General features: G+C 37.8%; 18 protein-coding genes and 1 pseudogene. 9 read left to right on the top strand and 10 right to left on the bottom strand.

Annotation, left to right across the window (positions count from 1 at the left end; translation table 11 throughout):
- Positions 1-11: 11 nt before the first annotated feature.
- Positions 12-1,490 (bottom strand): hypothetical protein, encoded by a 1,479-nt coding sequence (locus DRF67_RS09945; RefSeq protein WP_115928149.1) that lies wholly within the window; start codon positions 1,488-1,490, stop codon positions 12-14.
- Between the two features lie 413 nt (positions 1,491-1,903).
- Positions 1,904-4,507: an alanine--tRNA ligase gene (gene alaS / locus DRF67_RS09940; RefSeq protein WP_115928148.1), complete on the bottom strand. Its 2,604-nt coding sequence runs from the start codon at positions 4,505-4,507 to the stop codon at positions 1,904-1,906.
- Positions 4,508-5,015: 508 nt separating this feature from the next.
- Between alaS and DRF67_RS09935 the strand changes: the two genes are divergently transcribed.
- The 4 genes from DRF67_RS09935 to msrB all read left to right on the top strand — a co-directional run bounded on the left by DRF67_RS09935 (position 5,016) and on the right by msrB (position 7,497).
- A complete protein-coding gene (locus tag DRF67_RS09935) occupies positions 5,016-5,570 on the top strand; it encodes a sigma-70 family RNA polymerase sigma factor (RefSeq protein WP_115928147.1) in 555 nt (184 codons plus the stop codon).
- A gap of 5 nt (positions 5,571-5,575) precedes the next feature.
- Positions 5,576-5,845 carry a hypothetical protein gene (locus tag DRF67_RS09930; protein ID WP_115928146.1) on the top strand — a complete coding sequence of 90 codons (270 nt, stop codon included), beginning with the start codon at positions 5,576-5,578 and terminating at the stop codon, positions 5,843-5,845.
- A 78-nt stretch (positions 5,846-5,923) separates the two neighbouring features.
- The gene (locus DRF67_RS09925) at positions 5,924-6,370 is read left to right on the top strand and encodes a DUF417 family protein (protein WP_115928204.1); all 447 of its coding nucleotides are present in this window, start codon (positions 5,924-5,926) and stop codon (positions 6,368-6,370) included.
- 17 nt (positions 6,371-6,387) lie between these two features.
- Entirely contained in the window at positions 6,388-7,497 is a 1,110-nt protein-coding gene (msrB, locus tag DRF67_RS09920; RefSeq protein WP_165851775.1) for a peptide-methionine (R)-S-oxide reductase MsrB, read from the top strand.
- 45 nt (positions 7,498-7,542) lie between these two features.
- On the opposite strand, the gene DRF67_RS09915 is transcribed toward msrB, so the two are convergent.
- From DRF67_RS09915 to DRF67_RS09900, 4 genes are all read right to left on the bottom strand, one after another.
- Complete coding sequence (locus DRF67_RS09915) at positions 7,543-8,187, bottom strand: hypothetical protein (protein WP_115928144.1); 645 nt, start codon at positions 8,185-8,187, stop codon at positions 7,543-7,545.
- A complete protein-coding gene (locus DRF67_RS09910) occupies positions 8,184-8,834 on the bottom strand; it encodes a hypothetical protein (RefSeq protein ID WP_115928143.1) in 651 nt (216 codons plus the stop codon). The genes DRF67_RS09915 and DRF67_RS09910 overlap by 4 nt, the downstream gene beginning before the upstream one ends.
- Before the next feature lie 92 nt (positions 8,835-8,926).
- Positions 8,927-9,772, bottom strand: coding sequence for an ABC transporter permease (locus DRF67_RS09905; protein ID WP_115928142.1), 846 nt, complete (start codon positions 9,770-9,772; stop codon positions 8,927-8,929).
- 2 nt (positions 9,773-9,774) lie between these two features.
- The gene (locus tag DRF67_RS09900) at positions 9,775-10,677 is read right to left on the bottom strand and encodes an ABC transporter ATP-binding protein (protein WP_115928141.1); all 903 of its coding nucleotides are present in this window, start codon (positions 10,675-10,677) and stop codon (positions 9,775-9,777) included.
- Between the two features lie 115 nt (positions 10,678-10,792).
- Between DRF67_RS09900 and DRF67_RS09895 the strand changes: the two genes are divergently transcribed.
- From DRF67_RS09895 to DRF67_RS09875, 4 genes and pseudogenes are all read left to right on the top strand, one after another.
- Positions 10,793-12,142, top strand: coding sequence for an AAA family ATPase (locus DRF67_RS09895; RefSeq protein ID WP_115928140.1), 1,350 nt, complete (start codon positions 10,793-10,795; stop codon positions 12,140-12,142).
- 116 nt (positions 12,143-12,258) lie between these two features.
- Positions 12,259-13,365 (top strand): annotated as a pseudogene (locus DRF67_RS09890) (NAD(P)/FAD-dependent oxidoreductase).
- Positions 13,366-13,562: 197 nt separating this feature from the next.
- Positions 13,563-14,675, top strand: coding sequence for a peptide chain release factor 2 (prfB, locus tag DRF67_RS09880; protein ID WP_115928203.1), 1,113 nt, complete (start codon positions 13,563-13,565; stop codon positions 14,673-14,675).
- An 87-nt stretch (positions 14,676-14,762) separates the two neighbouring features.
- Entirely contained in the window at positions 14,763-15,458 is a 696-nt protein-coding gene (locus tag DRF67_RS09875) for a DedA family protein (protein ID WP_115928137.1), read from the top strand.
- Positions 15,459-15,508: 50 nt separating this feature from the next.
- On the opposite strand, the gene DRF67_RS09870 is transcribed toward DRF67_RS09875, so the two are convergent.
- Both DRF67_RS09870 and DRF67_RS09865 read right to left on the bottom strand, forming a co-directional pair.
- A complete protein-coding gene (locus DRF67_RS09870; protein WP_228435776.1) occupies positions 15,509-16,378 on the bottom strand; it encodes an alpha/beta hydrolase in 870 nt (289 codons plus the stop codon).
- A 16-nt stretch (positions 16,379-16,394) separates the two neighbouring features.
- Positions 16,395-16,883 carry a tetratricopeptide repeat protein gene (locus tag DRF67_RS09865; protein ID WP_115928135.1) on the bottom strand — a complete coding sequence of 163 codons (489 nt, stop codon included), beginning with the start codon at positions 16,881-16,883 and terminating at the stop codon, positions 16,395-16,397.
- 154 nt (positions 16,884-17,037) lie between these two features.
- Between DRF67_RS09865 and DRF67_RS09860 the strand changes: the two genes are divergently transcribed.
- The gene (locus DRF67_RS09860) at positions 17,038-17,919 is read left to right on the top strand and encodes a DUF808 family protein (protein ID WP_115928134.1); all 882 of its coding nucleotides are present in this window, start codon (positions 17,038-17,040) and stop codon (positions 17,917-17,919) included.
- A 690-nt stretch (positions 17,920-18,609) separates the two neighbouring features.
- Here DRF67_RS09860 and dnaJ read toward each other — a convergent pair.
- Positions 18,610-19,725, bottom strand: coding sequence for a molecular chaperone DnaJ (gene dnaJ / locus DRF67_RS09850; RefSeq protein WP_115928132.1), 1,116 nt, complete (start codon positions 19,723-19,725; stop codon positions 18,610-18,612).
- 100 nt (positions 19,726-19,825) lie between these two features.
- Entirely contained in the window at positions 19,826-20,362 is a 537-nt protein-coding gene (locus DRF67_RS09845) for a nucleotide exchange factor GrpE (protein WP_115928131.1), read from the bottom strand.
- Between the last annotated feature and the right edge of the window lie 61 nt (positions 20,363-20,423).

Genomic DNA, 20,423 nt, shown 5'->3' with positions numbered 1-20,423 from the left:
AGTAATTAAAACTATTTTTCTACGTTTCTGATGATGACAATTTGCCCGCCTTCTTTATTGGTGTTCACACCGGAACCATCAGGGTTTTTAAATTTGTCCAGCTGCCAGGTGTGTGAATGAATGTTGACTGCAAAAGTGTTGGGAACTCCGATGATGTCTGACACATCAACCATAGCACCGAATTCCCACGAACCGAACTTCTGAAGATCTCCGGATTGGTTGTATGCCGTCTGCCATGCAGAATCATTTCTGTTATGCTTCATATTCAGCCATGGTTTATATTGCTTTGTTGCAATATTCAGCTGCCAGATGTAAGAATCGTGGGCGGCATTTTTATAGTAGGAATCTCCGTCTTCCTGGATGTAAACAAAATTCTCGGTAACGCATAAATTATCCGGATTAATCAGATTATGACCCGGATTAGAGTCACCTTCCGCAACCACTTCAAGTTTTCCTGTCAGCATATTGGTGGAGTTAAGAACAAGCTTGTAAACCCTTCCCCACATTGTTAAACCTGCCTTTGGATTGACTCCATCCGAAGATTCACCGGTAGCGGTAAAGTAGATTTCTCTTCCTTTTCCTGCTCCTTTTCTGTAATCTACATCTTCCACTCTTGAAAAACGGATGGCGTTATTATTCATATTGGCCTGGTTAATCTGAGCTCCGGTAAGGTTTTTCGCATTGGGAATTTCAACAAACTCTACATCATAGCTGCTTCCTTTCGTCATATCCGTTTCTGTATAGTTGTTATTGGTTCTCTTTAATGCATACAGCTTCCCGTTATCCAGATCCCCTTGGGTATTGCCAACATACATGATCAGCTGTCCTGCGGATTGGTGTGCAGTAGAGTAGGACTGGTCTTCCCCGATAATGATATAAGATTTTCCGTTTGATACATCCTTAGGCAGAGGGACTGCATTTTCCATTGATGCTTTTCCCAGAGCAGGCTTTACTCTGGTTTTATCTGATGCCTGAGATACCGGAGCAAGTGGGTTTATCGCATGTACCATACTTTCTTCACCGGATTCTCCTGCGGTAAGAAAAGCACTGAAACCATGAGTTTCCGGAGTGGCCAGTGTTGCCGAACATAATCTGGTCATTCCTCCTGTTCCATTCAAAATATATTCTCCTTTTACAGGTCTGAAAGTCTTATCCAGATACACTCTTGATACAGACTGTTTGATCTCGTGGTTGGTAATCATCAGATAACCATCAGAATTAGGATCTTTCATAATGCCCATCCCGTCCGGCTGGCCTGCGAAAACAAAATCAGGAGACCCTGAAAGAATATCAGAACTTGAAATCAATGTGGTAATATTCAAATTTTCAAAACCAGGCATGCCAAAAACAAAGGCAGGTTCCTTAGAGAAATTCTCAATCTTGATTTTGTCATTTACAGGAGGAGTTCCGTCTCCGTTGTTATCATCATTGCAGCTCTGTAAAGCAAGAGCAGCAAAAAGTAGGGTTCCAATAGTTTTGTTAACTTTCATAATTACTTTTTTGAATTTCAATTAGGGCAAAACTAAAGGTCTATTGTTAACTGAGTTTTAAGAAGACAAAACAAATAGTTTAAGATTAGATAATGGTTTGTTAAGATAAGGTCAATAATTAGAACGGATATAAATAAAGCAGGGTATACATAAAAATTTTAGTGATAAGAATAATATGATAACGCAGAGTGCGCAAAAGTTATATTTCTTATTTTTTCGTCCGCAAAGACGTTACACTCAGCTATGAAATAATTGCGTTTCTTGCTGAATACGATGCCTTTGCGAACAAAAATATAAAATAAAATGAATGTTTCTTTGCGATGCTTATCGTTAAAAAAAATAATGATTAAAACGAAAACAGGCTGTCTCAAAATGAAACAGCCTGTTCTAATATTTATAATAGGTATTCTATTTTAGATATTCAACGCTTTTTGGTAAGCATTATCTAACCCTTCAAGGTTTTTACCACCTGCTGTTGCAAAACCTGGGTTTCCACCACCACCACCTTGGATTTCTTTTGCAAGATCCTTTACGATAGCTCCTGCTTGATAATCTGCTGCCAGATCATCAGAAACTCCCACCGTGATCATTGGTTTTCCATCAGCGTCAGAAAGAATGATGGTTACAGAAGACGGAATTTCTCTTTTCAGCTGGAATACGATATCTTTTACAGAACCTGCATCCAGAGAGGTTTTCTTTACCAGAAGCTGCTTATTTCCTTTCTGTTCATAAGCATTTTTCCAATCGCCGATTTCCCCTTTTGCTTTTTCTTTCTTCAGCGTATCAACCTCAGTCTTTAATGAAGTATTTTCCTCGATCAGTTTCTCAATAGACCGTACCACATCTTTCGACTTTAACAGTTGAGAAAGTTGATTGATCTGCTTTTCAAGGTTAGTGAAATATTCTTCAGATTTATCTCCCGAAATGGCTTCGATTCTTCTGATTCCTGCTGCTGCAGATCCTTCAGAAACAATTTTAAAATGACCGATTTCGATCGTATTTTTTACGTGAGTTCCACCACAAAGTTCTTTTGAACTTCCAAACTGGATCATTCTCACACGGTCTCCGTACTTTTCACCAAATAAAGCCATAGCTCCTTTATCCAGAGCCTCCTGAATCGGAATACTTCTGAATTCCTGTAAAGCAATGCTATCTTTGATTTTGTGGTTTACTTTCTCTTCAATTAATGCTAATTCCTGTTCAGTCATTTTGTTGAAGTGGGAGAAGTCAAAACGCAGGTAATCGGGACCTACATAGGATCCTTTTTGCTCTACATGATTTCCTAAAACCTCTCTTAAAGCTTCATGCAAAAGGTGTGTTACAGAGTGGTTAGCCTGTGAATTCTTTCTTTCAGAAGCGTTTACTTTAGCATAGAAAACGGCACCTGCATCTTTAGGAAGACCATTGATCAAAGAAATGATCAGTCCATTCTCTTTTTTAGTTTCTAGTACTTCAAAGCTTTCCACAGCATTTTCAAGAACCCCTTTATCACCAACCTGTCCACCTCCTTCAGGGTAGAAAGGAGAGCTGCTTAGCACCACCTGATAAAATTCGCCGTCTTTATTCTCTACCTTTCTGTATCTTGTGATATACGTTTCAGATTCTGTCTGGTCATATCCTACAAACGTTTCAGGTTTATCTTCAAGAGTTACCCAGTCATATACTTTCTGAGCAGAATCCGCTTTTGAACGGAGCTTTTGTTTTTCCATTTCAGCTTTGAAGCCTGCCTCATCAATAGTCAACCCTTTTTCTTCAGCAATAATTCTTGTTAAATCATCTGGGAAACCATACGTGTCGTACAGTTCAAAGACTTCTTCACTAGGTAATACTTTCAGGCTTTCTGCGATCGTCTGCTGGATCAGTTTTTCTACCCGTATAAGGCCGTTTTCAATTGTTTTTAAGAATGAATCTTCTTCACTTTTGATTACTTCAGCAACCAATTTTCCTTGTTTTTCCATTTCCGGGAAGAAAGGGCCCATTTGTTCCTGCAGAACAGGAACCAGCTGGTAAAGGAAAGGGTCTTTCATATCTAAGAATCTGTAGGCATAAGAAATACCTCTTCTCAAAATCCTTCTGATTACATAACCGGCTCCTCCGTTAGAAGGAAGCTGTCCGTCTGCGATAGCAAAAGAAACCGCTCTGATATGGTCTACCACAACACGGATGGCAATATCTTTTTCGTCATCCAGAATTCCTGTATATTTCTTACCGGAAAGCTCTTCAACTTTGGAGATAAGCGGAGTGAAAACATCAGTGTCATAATTGGACGACTTTCCCTGAAGAGCCATACAAAGACGCTCAAATCCCATCCCTGTATCTACGTGCTGAGCCGGAAGTTTTTCCAGGGACTTATCTGCCTTTCTGTTGAATTCCATGAAAACCAGGTTCCATACTTCCACTACCTGTGGATGGTCCTGGTTAACCAATGTAATGCCGGGAACGGCTGCTTTTTCTTCAGCACTCCTAAGGTCGATATGGATTTCCGAACACGGTCCACATGGCCCACTTTCACCCATTTCCCAGAAGTTATCTTTTTTATTCCCATTGATGATACGATCCTCAGAAATGTGAGATTTCCAAAAATCATAAGCATCCTGGTCTCTGTCCAGATTTTCGGAAGCATCGCCTTCAAAAATTGTTACATAGAGATTCTCTTTTGGAATTCCGTATACTTCAGTCAGTAATTCCCAGGCAAAAGCAATAGCCTCTTTTTTGAAGTAATCCCCGAAAGACCAGTTTCCCAACATTTCAAACATGGTGTGATGGTAGGTGTCCCTACCTACATCATCCAGGTCATTGTGCTTCCCCGAAACTCTAAGACACTTTTGTGTATCGGCAATTCTAGGGGCAGTAGGGGTTTTGTAACCAAGGAAAAAATCCTTGAACTGCGTCATTCCGGAGTTGGAAAACATAAGGGTAGGATCGTCTTTCAGCACGATAGGAGCCGAAGGAACGATAAGGTGCTCCTTACTTTTGAAATAATCTAAAAATTTTTGACGTATCTCTTGTGATGTCATAGTATTGCTTTTGCTTTTTTAGGATCAAATTTTGATAAGATGCAAATTTACTATTTTTAAGTGATGTGTAATAATTTTAAGTTATGTTTTGAATGGTGTGCAGATCTTGCTTGGAAGAAATTTCTTTCTTTTATCATGTGCAAGAAATATTTTAGAAACCTTTAGGTTTTCAAAACCTATAAGGTTTAGGATGACATCATGCTGGAAAGCATATAATTTTGCATTTATGGACTTAAGTTCCTATTTTCGTTATCACTTGGGTAAAATGAAAAATCAAGTAGGCTAATGACCAAAAATAAAAGTCTGAGAAGCTAAGTAAAGCACTATTCAGAATCATTTTTAAAAGCTTGCAATTAAATTTGTAGTTGCTTTTTCAGAAACCTTATAGGTTTTCAAAACCTATAAGGTTTAGGATGACATCATGCTGGAAAGCATATAATTTTGTATTTATCCACTTAACTTCCTATCTTCGTTATCATCTGAATAAGATAAAAAATCACATAGTTTAATGACAAAAAACGAAACTCTGAAAAGCTGGGTCGAGCAATATTCAGAGCCGCTTTTAAGGAGAGCGCTGTATGTGCTGTCGGATAAAGAAGATGCTCAGGACATCGTTCAGGAAGTTTTTCTGGCTGCTTATTCGGCATACGATTCTTTTGAAGGAAAAAGCCAGCCCCTCACCTGGCTGATGGCTATTCTGAATAGAAAGGTCGCTGATTTTTACAGAAAAAAATACAAATCTGAACCCAATGTAAGACTCGATCATTTTTTTGACGAAACGGGATCATGGAAAAATAATGATGTATTAAATGACTGGGCTGTATCCGGTGAGGGCGAAGAGCTTTTAGACAACCGTGATTTCAACAAGACATTGGAGGAATGCATTGAAGAGCTGCCTTCCAGATGGAAGATTCTGCTGAAAATGTATTATATCGAAGAAAAAAAAGCACCGGAAGTGAGTCAGGAATTAAACGTTTCAACGACTAACCTTTGGAAGATCCTTCAAAGAAGCCGGATGCAGCTAAGGGAATGTCTGGAGTTTAACTGGTTTTCAAGATCATAACTGAAATGATAAGAAAAATATTACATACAATGTTTTTGCCATGCAGTGAAGCGACTTTACTGATGGAAAAAAGAAATGCCCGATCCATTACTGCCAGAGAAAACCGGATGCTCAGCCTGCATCTGATGATCTGCAAATGGTGCCGGATGTATAATGAAAAACTGGCATTGCTTGATCAGGTTTTTAAAAAGACCTTTTCTCAAAACGAAACTGAAATTAATGGTTCTGAAATTCAGGACTTTAAAAATAAAATGATTGATAAATTAAATTTCTAAGAAAAAACTGTCAGGATTTTAAAAATGACCGACTATACTTTTGAAAACAATACAATAGGTATTTTAAATTTTAAAAAAATGATCGGAACAGAACAAAAGTCTACACAGAACCAGCGATCTCAAACGGGATATTACATCTCACTTTTTGGAGCAGCTCTCATTTTGCTGTGGATCGGGATCTTTAAATTTACCCCTACAGAAGCAGCAGCGATAAAACCGTTGGTGGAAAACCATTTCTTAACTTTTTTCGTATATAAAGTAACGAGCGTCCAGACAGTGTCAAATCTTATCGGAGTGATAGAAATTATCATTGCCTTACTCCTCATATTTAGTGCGAAATTTGCTGTACTGAAGAGGTATGCAGGAATAGGAATGATTGTTACTTTTCTGGTAACCTTAAGTTATTTATTTACCACACCCGGCATGTGGAAAGTTGTAGATGGAGTTCCGGTAACTGATTTTTTTATTTTAAAGGACCTGATGCTTTTAGGATTTGGATTAATGATCGCTCAGAATAATAAGTAATGAATAAAAAAGTAAATATGAAAAATATATTAATTGTACTCGGAGTAGTTCTGGGTATAGCAGTATTTGCTGCAGGATCCGGGCTTTTTAAGAAAGCAAAGCCCCATGAAGCAGAGATAAGAAAAGAAAATGAGAAAATTATGGATAGTAAAAACGTTAAAGAGATTTATTTTGCAGGGGGATGTTTTTGGGGGACAGAACATTTTTTTCAACAGATTCGCGGAGTAGTAGGAACAGAAGTGGGATATGCCAACGGGAATACCCAAAATCCTACCTATGAAGAAGTCATAAGTCATACTACAGGTTTTGCAGAAACCGTAAAAGTAAAATATGATCCTGAACAGGTAGACCTGAAGCTCCTGATTGATCTGTATTTTAAAACCATTGATCCTACTAGTAAGGACCAGCAGGGAAATGACAGAGGAAACCAGTACAGAACAGGGATTTATTATACAGATAAAACAGCCGAATCGGTTGTAAAGGAAGAGGTGCAGAAACTGGCGAAAAATTATGACAAACCGGTATTGGTAGAAACCATTCCTTTGAAGAATTTCTACAGAGCCGAAGATTATCATCAGGATTATCTGGATAAAAATCCTGGCGGGTACTGTCATATTGAACCGGGATTATTTGAAATGGCTAAAAAAGCAAATCCGGTTCCGGCAAAACCTAAAACGACAACCTATCAAAAACAGGATAAAAAAGTTTTAAAAGAAAAACTGACCGCAGAACAATATAACGTCACTCAGGAAAACGGTACGGAAAGACCTTTCCAGAATGAATACTGGGACGAAACCCGTGAAGGAATTTACGTGGATATTACCACTGGTGAGCCCCTGTTTATTTCTACAGATAAGTTTGAAGCCGGCTGTGGATGGCCAAGTTTTTCAAAACCGATTACCAAAGGCTTAATTGATGAAAAACTGGATCGTACCCATGGAATGGACAGAGTAGAAGTAAGAAGTAAAACAGGTGATGCCCACTTAGGACATGTCTTCACAGATGGTCCAACAGATAAAGGAGGACTTCGCTACTGTATCAACAGTGCTTCGCTGAAATTTATTCCAAAAGCTGAAATGGAAACAAAAGGATACGGAAAATATCTTCCGTTGTTAGATAAAAAGTAATGTGAAAGGAAGGCTGCCAAATGGCAGCCTCTTTTATTTTGAATACTATGACTGAAACTTTTCTTTGATGCTGAACATCGAGATATTTAAAAATATGAGAAAGCCAAAAATAAGATAGAAAGACTGTTCGGGAAGCGTTGTTAAACTTGTTGTCATTTTCTCGCCAATAGATGCTCCAAACCTGTCATTTTCTTCAGATACCCATGTTACGAAATCATTACAGAGCAGACATTCATCAAGTAGTTTGGTACTAGGATCAATATAAGTATAAATCACAAAAATATGCCCGGTTTTTTCAAGATCAACCATATATTGATCTTGTTTGGATATATTCAGATCATTCAGAACAGAGGCAAAATCACCATAAGTGTTATTTTGATCTATCATGAATTCAATGCCTGACTCTTTTTCATTTCTTTTCCGAAGATTTTCCAATTCAGAAACATACAATGTTGAGTTTTGCTTGGCTGTACCGGGAGCTACTTTTATTTTCCTGTAATTCCAGTTTCTCACAGGTTCAAAAGAAATAGAATACACATCTCTGTCACTATTATTCTTTAATTTTGCAGGAAGCCAGATATCCATGACAGAAATATTAATTTCTTCAAATTTCCGGCTGCCATAATACCAGAACAGAACTGGGATAATGACAGCACTGATAAGCCCGGGAAAATAATATATTTTTTTCATGCTAATCTTTTTCTTTGGATTTGAAACTTTTCATTGATGCTGAACATCGAGATATTTAAAAATATTAAAAAACCAAAGATCATATAAAAGGATTGTTGCGGTAATTGGGAGAGTTGATATTCAAATTTTTGAAATCCCATGAAGTAATGTTCTTCTGGGAAACCAGAAATAGTACCACATCTAAACATAAGTGATGCGTCCAAATCTTTAAGAGTGGGATCTATGAATTGGTGGGTGGCAAAGATATGTCCTGTTTTCTCCCAGTCAACGGCATACTGTTCTTGATTAGCAATTGCCAAATCATTCAAAACTGAGACAAAATCACCATAGGTGTTATTTTGATCTAAAATAAATTCAATACCAGACTCTTTCTCATTTCTTTGTTGAAGATTTTTTAGTTCGGAAACGTATAGTTTTGAATTTTGCTTAGCTCCTCCGGGAACAACTTTTATTTTCCTGTAATTCCAGTTTCTTGAAGGTTCAAAACTGGCAAAAGTATTTTTAACACCTTCTCTTTCTTTAGCAGGAAGCCCAATATCCATTGCAGAAATATTAATTTCTTCAAATTTCCGACTGCCATAATACCAGAATAACAGCGGTATGACAAGGGCGCTGATCAATCCTGGGAAATAATATATTTTTTTCATACATCATGTTTAAGTAAAACAGAATGAAAATTTTAAGCCAAAAAAAGTGATCCGGAACGAACCACTTTATAGTAATTTTTACATTCTGAGGTCTACCAATCTCTTTTTCTCAAGATCCAGTAGGATCCCAGTATGAAAACCACGCACCACAGCAGGCAGGCGATAAGGCTTTCAGTAGGGTAGTGGAATTGATATTGTACTCCCATCATCTTGGCCATATTCAATCTCATCATCGGATTCGGGATAAGACTGGACATGCTTTCCAGCGGTAAAAGATGGGTGATAAAAAAATCATTCTGGAGAATCTCATTTCTTTTTGCCCCTTCCATTCCTTTTACCTTGGAGAACACCTCAATAGTCGTTAAAATGGCTTCACCGATCCAGAAGACAAAAAGAGCAAGAAATACAAATACAGATTTTCTCAACAGAATCGAAAGGAAGAGTAAGAAACTGAAGAACGTAAATAATTTGACAAAATAATTTCCGATAAAGAACATTTCTGCAAAAACTTTTGTAGATTCTGTGGTATTAGAATATTGGTAGCCCAACAATAAGGTGATGCCCATTACAATGGCCGTAGAAACAATGGTGAAAATACTGATCGTCAGTAATTTTGAAAGGATGAATTCTTTTCTGCTCAACCCATCAATTGTATTCTGCTTAAACATCCGGTTGCTGAATTCCTGTGAAATAGAGAACACAATGATAAGCCCAAGGAATATTTTCAGCAAAGCAACAATCCAGGTTGTGAAGTTCCAGATTTCCGGGAAATTGTAAATGCCCTGTTCCTTAAGATTAATCGTTCCTCCAAATACATCGAAGTCAACCAATCCCACGAAAAGCAATGCGATGAGAATAGCGAAATATAATATTGTAAAAACCTTGAATGGTCTGTAGTTCAGGTTTTTGTAGTATTCCAGTTTTAATAATTTGATCATGATTAGTGGGTGTTTTTTACTAGTTCTAGGAATTGAGATTCAAGGGATAGTTTTTTCCGGGTGAGATGGGAAAGATAAATGCCTTTCTCGGCAAGTTTTCTATTCATTGCAGAAGCGGAAACCGAAGCATCATCACGGATCTGAGCCTTAATAAGATCGCCGTCCTGATTGATGGAAGAAAACCACTGAAGCTCATTCAAAGCATTGAGAAGTAAAGTGTTGTTGTCCGCTTTCAACTCAAAATACCCGTTGTTGGAAGTCATTTCATCTACGCGTCCACAGTAAATGGAATTTCCTTCTTTTAAGACAATGACGTGGCTGCATATTTTTTCGATCTCATCCAGAAGGTGGCTCGCAATAATAATGGTGATGCCTTGCTTTGCTATATTATTAATAATCTCTCTGATCTGAATTATTCCCTCGGGATCCAACCCGTTTGTAGGCTCATCCAATATCAGTACCTCAGGATTGTTCAGCATGGCCGATGCAATGGCAAGACGCTGTTTCATCCCCAGAGAAAAGGTTTTAAACGAATCTTTTCTCCTTTCATACAGATTCACCGTTTGTAAGACTTCATCAATTCTTGAATAGGGTGTATTTTTAATCTCTGCTACAATTTTAAGGTTGGTTTCAGCACTTAAATAGGGATAAAAATTGGGCTGCTCGATAATTGCCCCGATTCTCTTTAAGGTTTCAGGGTCCGTTCCTTTTTTTCCGAACCAGAACCAGTCGCCACTGGTCGGATTGATCGTTGAAAGTAACATCCCGAAAGTCGTGGATTTTCCGCTTCCGTTTGGACCCAAAAGCCCATACACGTTTCCTTTCTCCACATCAAAAGAAATATTGTTCACCACAACTCTTTTGAATTTTTTAGTCAAATTTTTTACTGATAAAATCTTTTCCATGTAATTTGTTTTACATAGTAGTAGTCTATATATATAAGAGAATGTTACAGAATTATCATAAATCAATAGTACTTTATAGGTAAATCATTACATTTGGTAGAATTAATCAACAGTTATGAAGCTACTTGAACTGGCAGAGCAACTTAATGTTTCTGCAGAAGCCATCAAACAGTTTATTCAGGATTTTGATCTTGAACTGGTAGACTGTATCAGTACAAATTTTGAAGTGCAAGAGGATTTTGAAAAATTTGCCCGTGAAAATGTAGATTTTTTGAAGCTCTATGAAAAAGATCTTGACAAAAGTAAAACAGTTGAGCAAATTGCTGAAGTGATCAATAAACCTAAGGAGAAAATTGAGAAGGCCATTAAAGATAACAGTCCCAACATTTTCGATAACGGCTTTTTCAAATCCTCTATTTCCAGTTATGGGATTGATAATAAATTAGGCGGCAATTACCAGTTTGTCTATAATTACTTCGGTCACAAAACCAGTCTTCAGAAAAGAGATTTTATTGGATATAGGGATCTGTTTTTCTATACTTCAGCGGTTCTGGAACCTTTCCTGAATCCACAGCAGATTAAAGACTGGGGAATCAACAGGCCTGCAGGAATCATTTTATACGGTCCGCCGGGAAGCGGCAAGATTTTCTGGGCCAATAAAATAGCTGAAATTGTAGGTTATCGGTTTAAAGAAGTTAAAAAGCATTACCTGGGAACCACACTTATTGATGGCAATCACATTAACTTCAGTGACTTTCTGGTGTCGATGATGAAGGAAAATAAACTGTTACTGTTCCTCGATGATTTCGATGAGATTATGATGGAGAGAAAAGCTGAAACAGATATTGCATCCTGCAATCTTGAGGCCCAGGAACTTATTCTTCATTATATAGGAAAATTTGAGAAAGAAGGCGTTTTAATGGTAGGATCTGCCAATTCCGTTTCGGATATTGATGAGGAGATCCTTGCTCCGGGGAGATTTGATGTGATGATTCCTATATTCCCACCTAATGCTTCAGAACGGTCAGAGATTATCTTGTACGCGATGACAAAAGGACTTGAAGAAGATTCGCTCCTATACAAAATATTAAAAAACAACAAAGCAGATAAAGTTCCTTTCTGGCATGAAATATCTTCAAAAATGAAAGCCTTCAGCAATACCATGCTGATTGATTTCACCCAGAGCCTGAAGAAAAGAATTAAAAACCTGTATCAGAGAACGAAAAATGAAAAACTTAAAATTGATCAGAAACTTTTGAATGCAGCCTTGCGGGACGCAGCCGGAAAGCTTACTGAAGAATATCTTGAGCAGGTTGCGCGGTTTCTGGCAGATGCCATTATCAATAATTTTGATGAATTTCAGTTTAGAATCAGGGCGCTTAAAAGCGAACTGGAGACCTATAAAGCTGTCGAGGAGCCGAGAAGAGCCATTGGGTTTCAGCACAGCGAAGATAAAGAAGACTAAAAGAATTCGGAGCTGAAGGCCGTTAAGCAAAAGATCTCAGTCAGCATCAGTGTAAGAGTTTTACACGCGATGCCTTTATTTTAATCAATACACTATATCGATTATTTTACAATACCATGAACAGTATCTGGGAACTGGAGACTTTCTATAGAAAAAGAAACGTTATCATTATCGGAGCAGGGTTTACCGGACTTTGGTCTGCCATATCGATCAAAGAAAAACACCCTGAAAAATCAGTTGTAATCATTGAAAGAAATACAATTCCCTTAGGGGCTTCTTCCAGGAATGCCGGTTTTGCCTGTTTCGGAAGTCTTACGGAGATTATTGCAGATTCTCAGAAAATGGGCTGGGACAAAACACTGCAGCTTGTTAAGATGAGGTTTGAGGGTCTCCAGAAAATCAGACACTATTTTCATACCAGTACAATAGATTTTGAACTTAATGGGGGTTATGAAATTGTAAATAATGAAGCGCCATTGGCGCATATTGAGGTTGTCAATGAAAAACTGAAAATGATAACGGGGCTTACCCACACCTATAGTCTTAAGCAGGATAAAATAAAAGTTTTCGGATTAGGGAAATCATCTTTTCTCATTGAAAACCCATGTGAAGGAAGTCTGCATTCCGGAAAGTTGCTGCAAAAGCTGCTTGAAAAATGTCATGGACTGAACGTAGAGTTTTTGTTTGGAACTGAAGTGACTCATGTTGAGGAGGCAACTACTGAGGTGAAAGTGTATTTATCTGCTGATCTTTTTATAAAGACTGATCAGGTCATCTATTGCACCAATGCCTTTACTTCAAAATTCCTTGAAAAAGAACAGATCACTCCTGCTCGTGGTCAAATTCTCCTGACTGAACCCATTGAAGGATTGAAGCTGAAAGGAACCTTCCACTATGATGAAGGCTATTAATATTTCAGGAATTTAGGAGATCGTATATTATTGGGAGGTGGCAGAAATCAGGATTTTAAAACAGAAGAAACGACAGCTTTTGAAACGACAGAATTTCTGCAGAATCATTTGGAAAAGTTTCTGAAAGAAGTTGTAATTCCTGATCATCAGTATGCGATAGCACTTCGCTGGTCCGGCATCATGGCTATGGGATCAGAAAAAACACCCATTGTAAAACAGTTGTCACAGAGACAGTTTTGTGCCGTAAGACTTTCCGGAATGGGTGTAGCGCTGGCTCCGGAGATCGGTGAAAGGGTAGCGGAAATGATTTGAGAGGAAGTGGAGAATGAAAAGCGAAAAGTGAAAAGCGAAAAATGAAGAATGAATAATGAAGAATGAAAAATGAAGAGAGGAAAGTAAGCAAATGATTTCGATTTTATTTACATCATTAATTCTAAAGCCTGTACGGGTAACCTGCAATGTCTGCGGGTGTGGAAAGAAATTCTTATTTTTGTAAAAAAGAAAAATTCGTGATCAACAACGACCAGATAAAAGAAGTTCAATCAAGGATTGAAGACCTGCACCGATATCTTCAGATTGAAAAAAAGAAAATAGAAATTGCCAATGATGATGAAAAAACAGCGGCACCTGAATTTTGGGATAATCCTAAAACAGCAGAAACATTTTTGAAACAGCTTAGATCCAAGAAAAAATGGGTGGAAAGCTATGATGAAATCCAGACTCAGTTCGAAGATTTATTGGTATTGGCAGATTTTGCAAAAGAAGATCCAGATTCTGAAAAGGAACTGGATGAGACTTTTCCGCAATTGGTTGAAAAAATTGAGGATCTTGAATTCAAAAACATGCTTTCCAATGAAGGGGATGAGCTTTCCGCAGTTCTTCAGATCACTGCAGGAGCCGGTGGAACAGAAAGCTGTGACTGGGCGTCCATGCTGATGAGAATGTATACCATGTGGTCTGAAAAACAAGGCTACAAAATCCGTGAGCTGAACTTTCAGGAAGGTGATGTAGCCGGTGTGAAGACTGTAACACTGGAAATTGAAGGAGAATTTGCTTTTGGATATTTGAGGGGTGAAAATGGAGTACACCGTCTAGTAAGAATTTCGCCTTTCGACAGTAATGCGAAACGCCATACCAGTTTCGTTTCAGTATACGTTTATCCTTTGGTAGATGATACAATCGAAATTAATATTAACCCTGCTGATATATCTTTTGAAACGATGAGGTCTTCCGGAGCAGGAGGGCAGAACGTAAACAAGGTAGAAACCGCTGTACGTCTTCGTCACGCACCCACCGGAATTATCATTGAAAACTCAGAATCCCGTTCTCAGCTTCAAAATAAAGAAAAAGCCATGCAGCTCCTTCGTTCAAGACTATACGAGATGGAATTGGAAGAGCGTATGAAGGCAAGAAATGAAATAGAAGCCAACAAAATGAAAATCGAGTGGGGGAGCCAGATCCGAAATTACGTAATGCATCCTTACAAACTTGTAAAAGATGTCCGTTCAGGTCATGAAACTTCAGATGTGGATGCAGTAATGAATGGAAATCTTACCCCATTCTTAAAAGCATTTCTAATGGCCGATGGGACGGCAGTTTCAGATGATGATCTGGACCTATAAAATATCATGTCTGATTTTTAGTTAAAATCTTATAATTAATTTTTGTTTCAGGTATTTTAGACCTATTTTTGTTGTTCATCGATACATATGGAAGATTTCAATAGCTGGAAGGATTTATTAAACCCTGAATTTTATATTAAAATGGGAGGGTTTTGGCTGATTTTGTTTATTGTTTTTGCTGAGACCGGACTTTTTGTAGGATTTTTCCTGCCTGGAGACTCCCTCTTGTTTGTTTCAGGGATTTATGCAGTTGAAATCATCAAAGAGACATTTGGCTCCACAGGGAGCGATTTCCTGGATACCACTCTGCTGGCTACCGGTGTAGCAGTTTCTGCTATTGTCGGAAATGAAGTAGGGTATTACTTTGGAAGAAAAGCAGGTCCAGCTTTGTATAAAAGACCGGATACCATGCTGTTTAAGAAGAAATATCTTTATCAGGCACATGATTTTTTTGAGAAACATGGTGCGCTGGCTATTATTATGGCAAGATTTCTTCCCGTAGTAAGAACTTTTACTCCCATCGTTGCAGGAATTGTAAAAATGGATAAAAAAGAGTTTTTAAGAGACAATATTATCGGAGCTGTTCTATGGTCATTTATCCTGATTTTTGCAGGGCACTACCTTGATAAATTGTTTATGGAACAATTTGGAATCAATTTGAAAGAAAAACTGGAATATATCATTATCGTCATTGTACTGGTAACAACATTGCCTGTCATCATTAAATTTGTTTTCGGTAAGAAAGACGATCTGTCAAAATATGAGAACAACGATTTTGAATAAATAATTTCATCCAATCATAGTAAGCCATCTCCTTGAGGTGGCTTTTTTTATTATTTTTCTATCCATTTCAGAATATTCGGATAGATGATGCTGTCTCTTTTTCTTTTGCTGAAAAACCTTGGAACATGGCCTGTTTTTTCCATAAAAATAAACTTATGGGGCACATTCATGCTGGTCAATGCGGAATCCATAGCCATTCCCTGACGTTTATTCACCAAAAAATCTGTGTTTCCCTGAAATAATAGAGTAGGAACATTGGTAATATTAGCAAGAGGGCTGGCTTCTTTAAAAGCTTCCGGCATATTTTTCCTGTCAAATTTTTTACCCACCACCTTCTGGAAAGTTGGCGAAGTATATTTGGAATAAAAAGACTTAAGGTATTCAGGGCTGTAAAAATCGGTGGGTCCGCTCAAAGAAATGATCTTTTTGATCTGATCCGGATGCTGGTATCCATAGAGCAGCGCCAGATGGGCCCCGGCACTTTCACCCAGCAGAATATAATTATCTGGTCGCAGTTCAGCTTTTTCTGATAAAGCGTTAAATTTTTCGATGACTAAACCGATATCTTCAAGCTGCTGTTTGTAAGTGATCTTTTTCCGTTTGGAAACCAGCCTGTAATTCATATTGATGCTGGGAATTTTATGTTCAAAAAGCATTTTCTGAACCTGAATCATATGCTCTTTTTTACCCAGTGTCCAGGCCCCGCCATGTACAATCAGAACAATTGGGGAATCTTCAGCATAGTCTTTAGGAAGAAAAACATCCATCTTCTGTCTTTTATGCTCACCGTACTTGAGATTGTAAATTTTCTGCTGCCCACCGGGACCTACCCAAACTCTGAACTTCGTATTACAGGACTGCAGCAGGAAGCCGATGCACCCCATTACGAAAAAATGATACCTGAGAATGAGCTTTTTCATAGAATAAAACATAATATTACGACTCCTTATATAAGGTCTCTGCATAATGGTAGACAGACCGGTTATATCTGGGTAAATGGTGGGAAAATGCTTTTAAGGTTAATGACAATGCTTCCTCATATTTTCCAGCGGAAGATAGGGACAGCGCTAAAAAAGAGTCTACTGCATCATTCAGGTCATCCGAATAACCCGCTTTTTCTTCTCTTAGAATCTGAATACTTTCTTCCAGTTTTCCATTATTTCTTAAGGTACTTGCCAGTTGGATTCTTGCTCTCCTTCTTCGTAAGCCGGTGAGTCCCTCATGTAATGCAGATCTGTACAAAGGTTCGGCTTCTTTTTCATGTCCGGTAGAGTCAAAAGCACAGGCTCTTTCAAAATCAGCAATAGCCTGGAAACCTGTTAGTAATTCTACATGATTTTTAATTTGGTGAATAAACTCTTCATTGGTTATTGTTCCAAGTTTTAACCATATATTTTGCAATTGGGTTTCCCACTTTTCATCCATCAGATAGATTTTAAACAAAGATATAAAATATTGAAATTGAGCATCGCTTAATCATTCTTATAATTTTCAAAATTATTGTCAGATTATGAATCCAAAAACGGAATTAAATATTTATTTTTGCTAGACTTAACAAAGATTAAAAAAACATTAAAATATGGCTTCAGGCTTTTTTGCAATTTTAGATGATATTGCAGCATTGATGGATGATGTAGCGGTTACCAGTAAAATAGCCACACAGAAAACAGCAGGTATTCTGGGAGATGACCTGGCTGTAAATGCAGAAAAGGCTACCGGCTTTCTTTCTTCCAGAGAACTTCCTGTCTTATGGGCAATCACCAAAGGCTCGTTCATTAATAAGCTTATTATTCTTCCTGTAGCGTTTCTTCTCAACTGGCTGTATAAGCCGGCGATTGAGATCATCCTGATCCTTGGGGGTCTTTATCTCGCCTTTGAAGGGGTAGAAAAAATCATTGAGTTCCTTTTTCACCGTTCCAAAAAAGGTCACGAAGTAATTGAAGAAAGTAAAGAGGAAGAAAATTCAGAATCTGCAGAGAAAGTCAAGATAAACTCAGCAATCAGAACCGATTTTATTCTTTCTATTGAAATTGTAATCATCGCTTTAGGGACTGTAATCCAGCAGGAACATCCACTTCTTACACAAATTCTTACGGTAACTTTTGTTTCATTTATTGCTACGGTAGGAGTTTATGGTATTGTTGCACTTATTGTAAGAATGGATGATGCAGGCTTTAGCCTGATCAGAAAAAGCCATGATAAAGGTTTCTTTTCCAAATTGGGGCATTTATTGGTGAAAGCACTGCCGGTGATTATTAAATTACTGGGGATTGTAGGAACCATTGCTCTGATCCTGGTATCAGGAGGAATTTTCGCTCACAATATCCACTATCTTCATGATTTGTTCCCGACATGGCCATCTATTGTGAAAGAATTTACTTTAGGAATGGTGGGCGGATTAGCAGCAGTGGCTGTTTTCACTATTGGTAAAGCAATTTATTCTTTAGCAGTTAAAAAATAACAGATACGCTTTCAAACATAACGTAAGCCTGTGCATTAAGTACAGGCTTTATTTTTGGATTGTAACAGATCAAATAACGATAATTCTGGATAAAGTATAAAAGTTGTGGGGAACTGAGTTTTTTCTATTTATACTTTTGCCTTGAAGCAAAAAGTATACAAAAATTCAAGACTGGAATCATCCGCTAAAAATTGACCTTGCCTCCTAAAATTTCCAAACTCGCATGGATTCAACATTTGCTCTTCGACTCAATAGGGTGGCTATGCTCAAACACTGGAAGTTTTTTAACGGATTCAAAATCAATTTTGCCTCTGATTTTTTATTTTTTTATTTGAATCGGCGAACCTTAAAAGGTTTATTAACGCTACTGATTCCTAGGTCGATTAATGAATACTTACAACTATTTTTCATAGTTCTTATTTGGTTGAGCCGATTAGAAAAAACTCTGAAAAATATACTTAAACATCTGTAGTTATTCTTTTCCTTATACGCTAAAATCAGCGAAGATTATCTCTCTTCAGTCGATGAATGTTATTTCTACAGAGTCAAACAGTGATTGGTATAATCCTATATTATTTTTATATTCATATTAACTCAAGCTTTTGCCTGGGCCCCAAAACTTTTGTACCTGATCCATAATTCTTTGGGTATAAAATAAAAAAAGAGGCTCTGAAGCCTCTTTTGTATTTATTAATTGAATAAATCTTTTACTTTATCAAAAAAAGTTTTTTCCTTTCCGGATGGTTCTGCAACCATTTCTCCGCTGGACATCTGCTTTTCAAAGAAATCCTTCTGTTCTTTCGTAAGCTTCTGTGGGGTCCATACATTGATGTGGATAAACATGTCTCCTTTTCCATAGCTGTCAATGCTCGGAAGGCCTTTTCCTGCCAATCGTAAGATCTTGCCTGACTGCGTTCCCGGGTCAACCGTAATTTTAACCTTTCCACCCACAGTAGGAATTTCTTTTTTGGTTCCTAATGCAGCTTCTGCAAATGAAACATACAGTTCCTGATGCAGATTGTCACCCTCTCTTTTGATTGTTTGATCAACCTCTTCTTCAATAATCACCAATAGATCTCCCGGTGTTCCTCCAAAAGGAGCATCGTTTCCTTTTCCTCTTACATTGAGCTGAATACCGTCTCTGGCTCCTGCAGGAATATTGATTGTGATTTCCTCTTCATCTTTTACTAAGCCCTGTGCATTGGCTCCAGCTGGGATTTTGTCGGCTACTTTTCCGATTCCCTGACAAGTGGAACAAGTCGTCTGAGTCTGCATTTGACCAAACATAGTGTTCATCACTTTCAATTGCACACCTGAACCGTTACAGGTAGGACATGTTTTTGAAGTGGCCCCCTCGGCCATCTTCATTTTTTTAACTTTAATGGTCTTGTGGGTTCCATTGACCATTTCTTCGAGGTTCAGCTTTATTCTGATTCTTAAATTAGAACCTTTTACCTGCTGGCGTCCACCGCCACCAAAACCACCGCTGAAACCACCGCCGAAAATATCTCCAAACTGGCTGAAAATATCCTCCATATTCATTCCGCCTCCGAAGCCTCCGCCTCCGAAACCACCATTTCCTCCCATTCCGGCATGACCGAACTGGTCGTATCTGGCACGCTTCTGTTCGTCGCTTAAAACCTCGTAAGCTTCTGCAGCTTCTTTAAATCTTTCTTCAGCCTCTTTATCTCCTGGATTTTTATCCGGATGATATTTGATGGCCATTTTTCGGTATGATTTCTTTATTTCGTCGGCCGATGCAGACTTGCTGATCTCAAGAACCTCGTAATAATCTCTCTTTGACATGACAATTATATAATTGATTATTGATAAATGATAAAAGATATTTTAAAATTGCTAAGTGAATGTTCATCAGTTATCACTCATCATTTATCATTTATGAATTTTAGTTTCCTGTTACTACTTTTGCAAAACGGATTACCTTATCATTTAAGGTATAACCAGTTTCAATAACATCTACGATTTTCCCTTTCAGATCTGCTGATGAAGCTGGAATTTGGGTGATGGCTTCATGAAAGTCTACATTGAAGCTGTCACCAGCTTTTACTTCCATAGTTTGTAAGCCTTTTTCGGTAAGTTTATTTTTGAATTTCTGATAGATCAGTTCCACTCCCTGTAAGTCGGAAGGGTTACCGTTTTTAGCAATTTCTTTTAATGCTCTTTCAAAATCATCTAAAACCCCAAGCATGGAAACCATCATATCCTGATTGGCATATTGGAAGAATTCCATTTTCTCTTTAGATGTTCTTTTTTTATAGTTTTCGAATTCAGCATATAATCTGATGTAACGGTCTTTTTCTTCTGCCAAAAGTTCCTCTGCAGTAGGAGTAGCTGTCACATTTTCCTGTGCTGTCGCTTCGTTCTGAACGTTGTTTTCTTCCTGATTATTGATGCTTTCTTCGTTAATATCCTGATTTTCCATAATTCAATATTTATTTACAGAATGTTTTGACAAAGAACCTGCCAAAGAAAAAAATCAGGAC

Source organism: Chryseobacterium pennipullorum, assembly GCF_003384725.1.
In the GTDB taxonomy this organism is placed as follows: domain Bacteria; phylum Bacteroidota; class Bacteroidia; order Flavobacteriales; family Weeksellaceae; genus Chryseobacterium; species Chryseobacterium pennipullorum.
Note: the sequence above shows the minus strand (reverse complement) of the source record. Positions and strands in the feature narration are given on the sequence as shown.

What these genes read in the sequence shown, in the direction of transcription:
- DRF67_RS09875 (WP_115928137.1), top strand. Translation starts at nt 14,763, where the DNA reads ATGGAAGATTTCAATAGCTGGAAGGATTTATTAAACCCTGAATTTTAT.
- DRF67_RS09860 (WP_115928134.1), top strand. Translation starts at nt 17,038, where the DNA reads ATGGCTTCAGGCTTTTTTGCAATTTTAGATGATATTGCAGCATTGATG.
- DRF67_RS09915 (WP_115928144.1), bottom strand. Translation starts at nt 8,187, where the DNA reads ATGAAAAAAATATATTATTTTCCCGGGCTTATCAGTGCTGTCATTATC.
- alaS (WP_115928148.1), bottom strand. Translation starts at nt 4,507, where the DNA reads ATGACATCACAAGAGATACGTCAAAAATTTTTAGATTATTTCAAAAGT.
- DRF67_RS09945 (WP_115928149.1), bottom strand. Translation starts at nt 1,490, where the DNA reads ATGAAAGTTAACAAAACTATTGGAACCCTACTTTTTGCTGCTCTTGCT.
- DRF67_RS09900 (WP_115928141.1), bottom strand. Translation starts at nt 10,677, where the DNA reads ATGGAAAAGATTTTATCAGTAAAAAATTTGACTAAAAAATTCAAAAGA.
- DRF67_RS09910 (WP_115928143.1), bottom strand. Translation starts at nt 8,834, where the DNA reads ATGAAAAAAATATATTATTTCCCAGGATTGATCAGCGCCCTTGTCATA.
- DRF67_RS09870 (WP_228435776.1), bottom strand. Translation starts at nt 16,378, where the DNA reads ATGAAAAAGCTCATTCTCAGGTATCATTTTTTCGTAATGGGGTGCATC.
- DRF67_RS09905 (WP_115928142.1), bottom strand. Translation starts at nt 9,772, where the DNA reads ATGATCAAATTATTAAAACTGGAATACTACAAAAACCTGAACTACAGA.
- DRF67_RS09925 (WP_115928204.1), top strand. Translation starts at nt 5,924, where the DNA reads ATGATCGGAACAGAACAAAAGTCTACACAGAACCAGCGATCTCAAACG.
- DRF67_RS09865 (WP_115928135.1), bottom strand. Translation starts at nt 16,883, where the DNA reads ATGGATGAAAAGTGGGAAACCCAATTGCAAAATATATGGTTAAAACTT.
- dnaJ (WP_115928132.1), bottom strand. Translation starts at nt 19,725, where the DNA reads ATGTCAAAGAGAGATTATTACGAGGTTCTTGAGATCAGCAAGTCTGCA.
- DRF67_RS09895 (WP_115928140.1), top strand. Translation starts at nt 10,793, where the DNA reads ATGAAGCTACTTGAACTGGCAGAGCAACTTAATGTTTCTGCAGAAGCC.
- msrB (WP_165851775.1), top strand. Translation starts at nt 6,388, where the DNA reads ATGAAAAATATATTAATTGTACTCGGAGTAGTTCTGGGTATAGCAGTA.
- DRF67_RS09935 (WP_115928147.1), top strand. Translation starts at nt 5,016, where the DNA reads ATGACAAAAAACGAAACTCTGAAAAGCTGGGTCGAGCAATATTCAGAG.
- DRF67_RS09845 (WP_115928131.1), bottom strand. Translation starts at nt 20,362, where the DNA reads ATGGAAAATCAGGATATTAACGAAGAAAGCATCAATAATCAGGAAGAA.
- DRF67_RS09930 (WP_115928146.1), top strand. Translation starts at nt 5,576, where the DNA reads ATGATAAGAAAAATATTACATACAATGTTTTTGCCATGCAGTGAAGCG.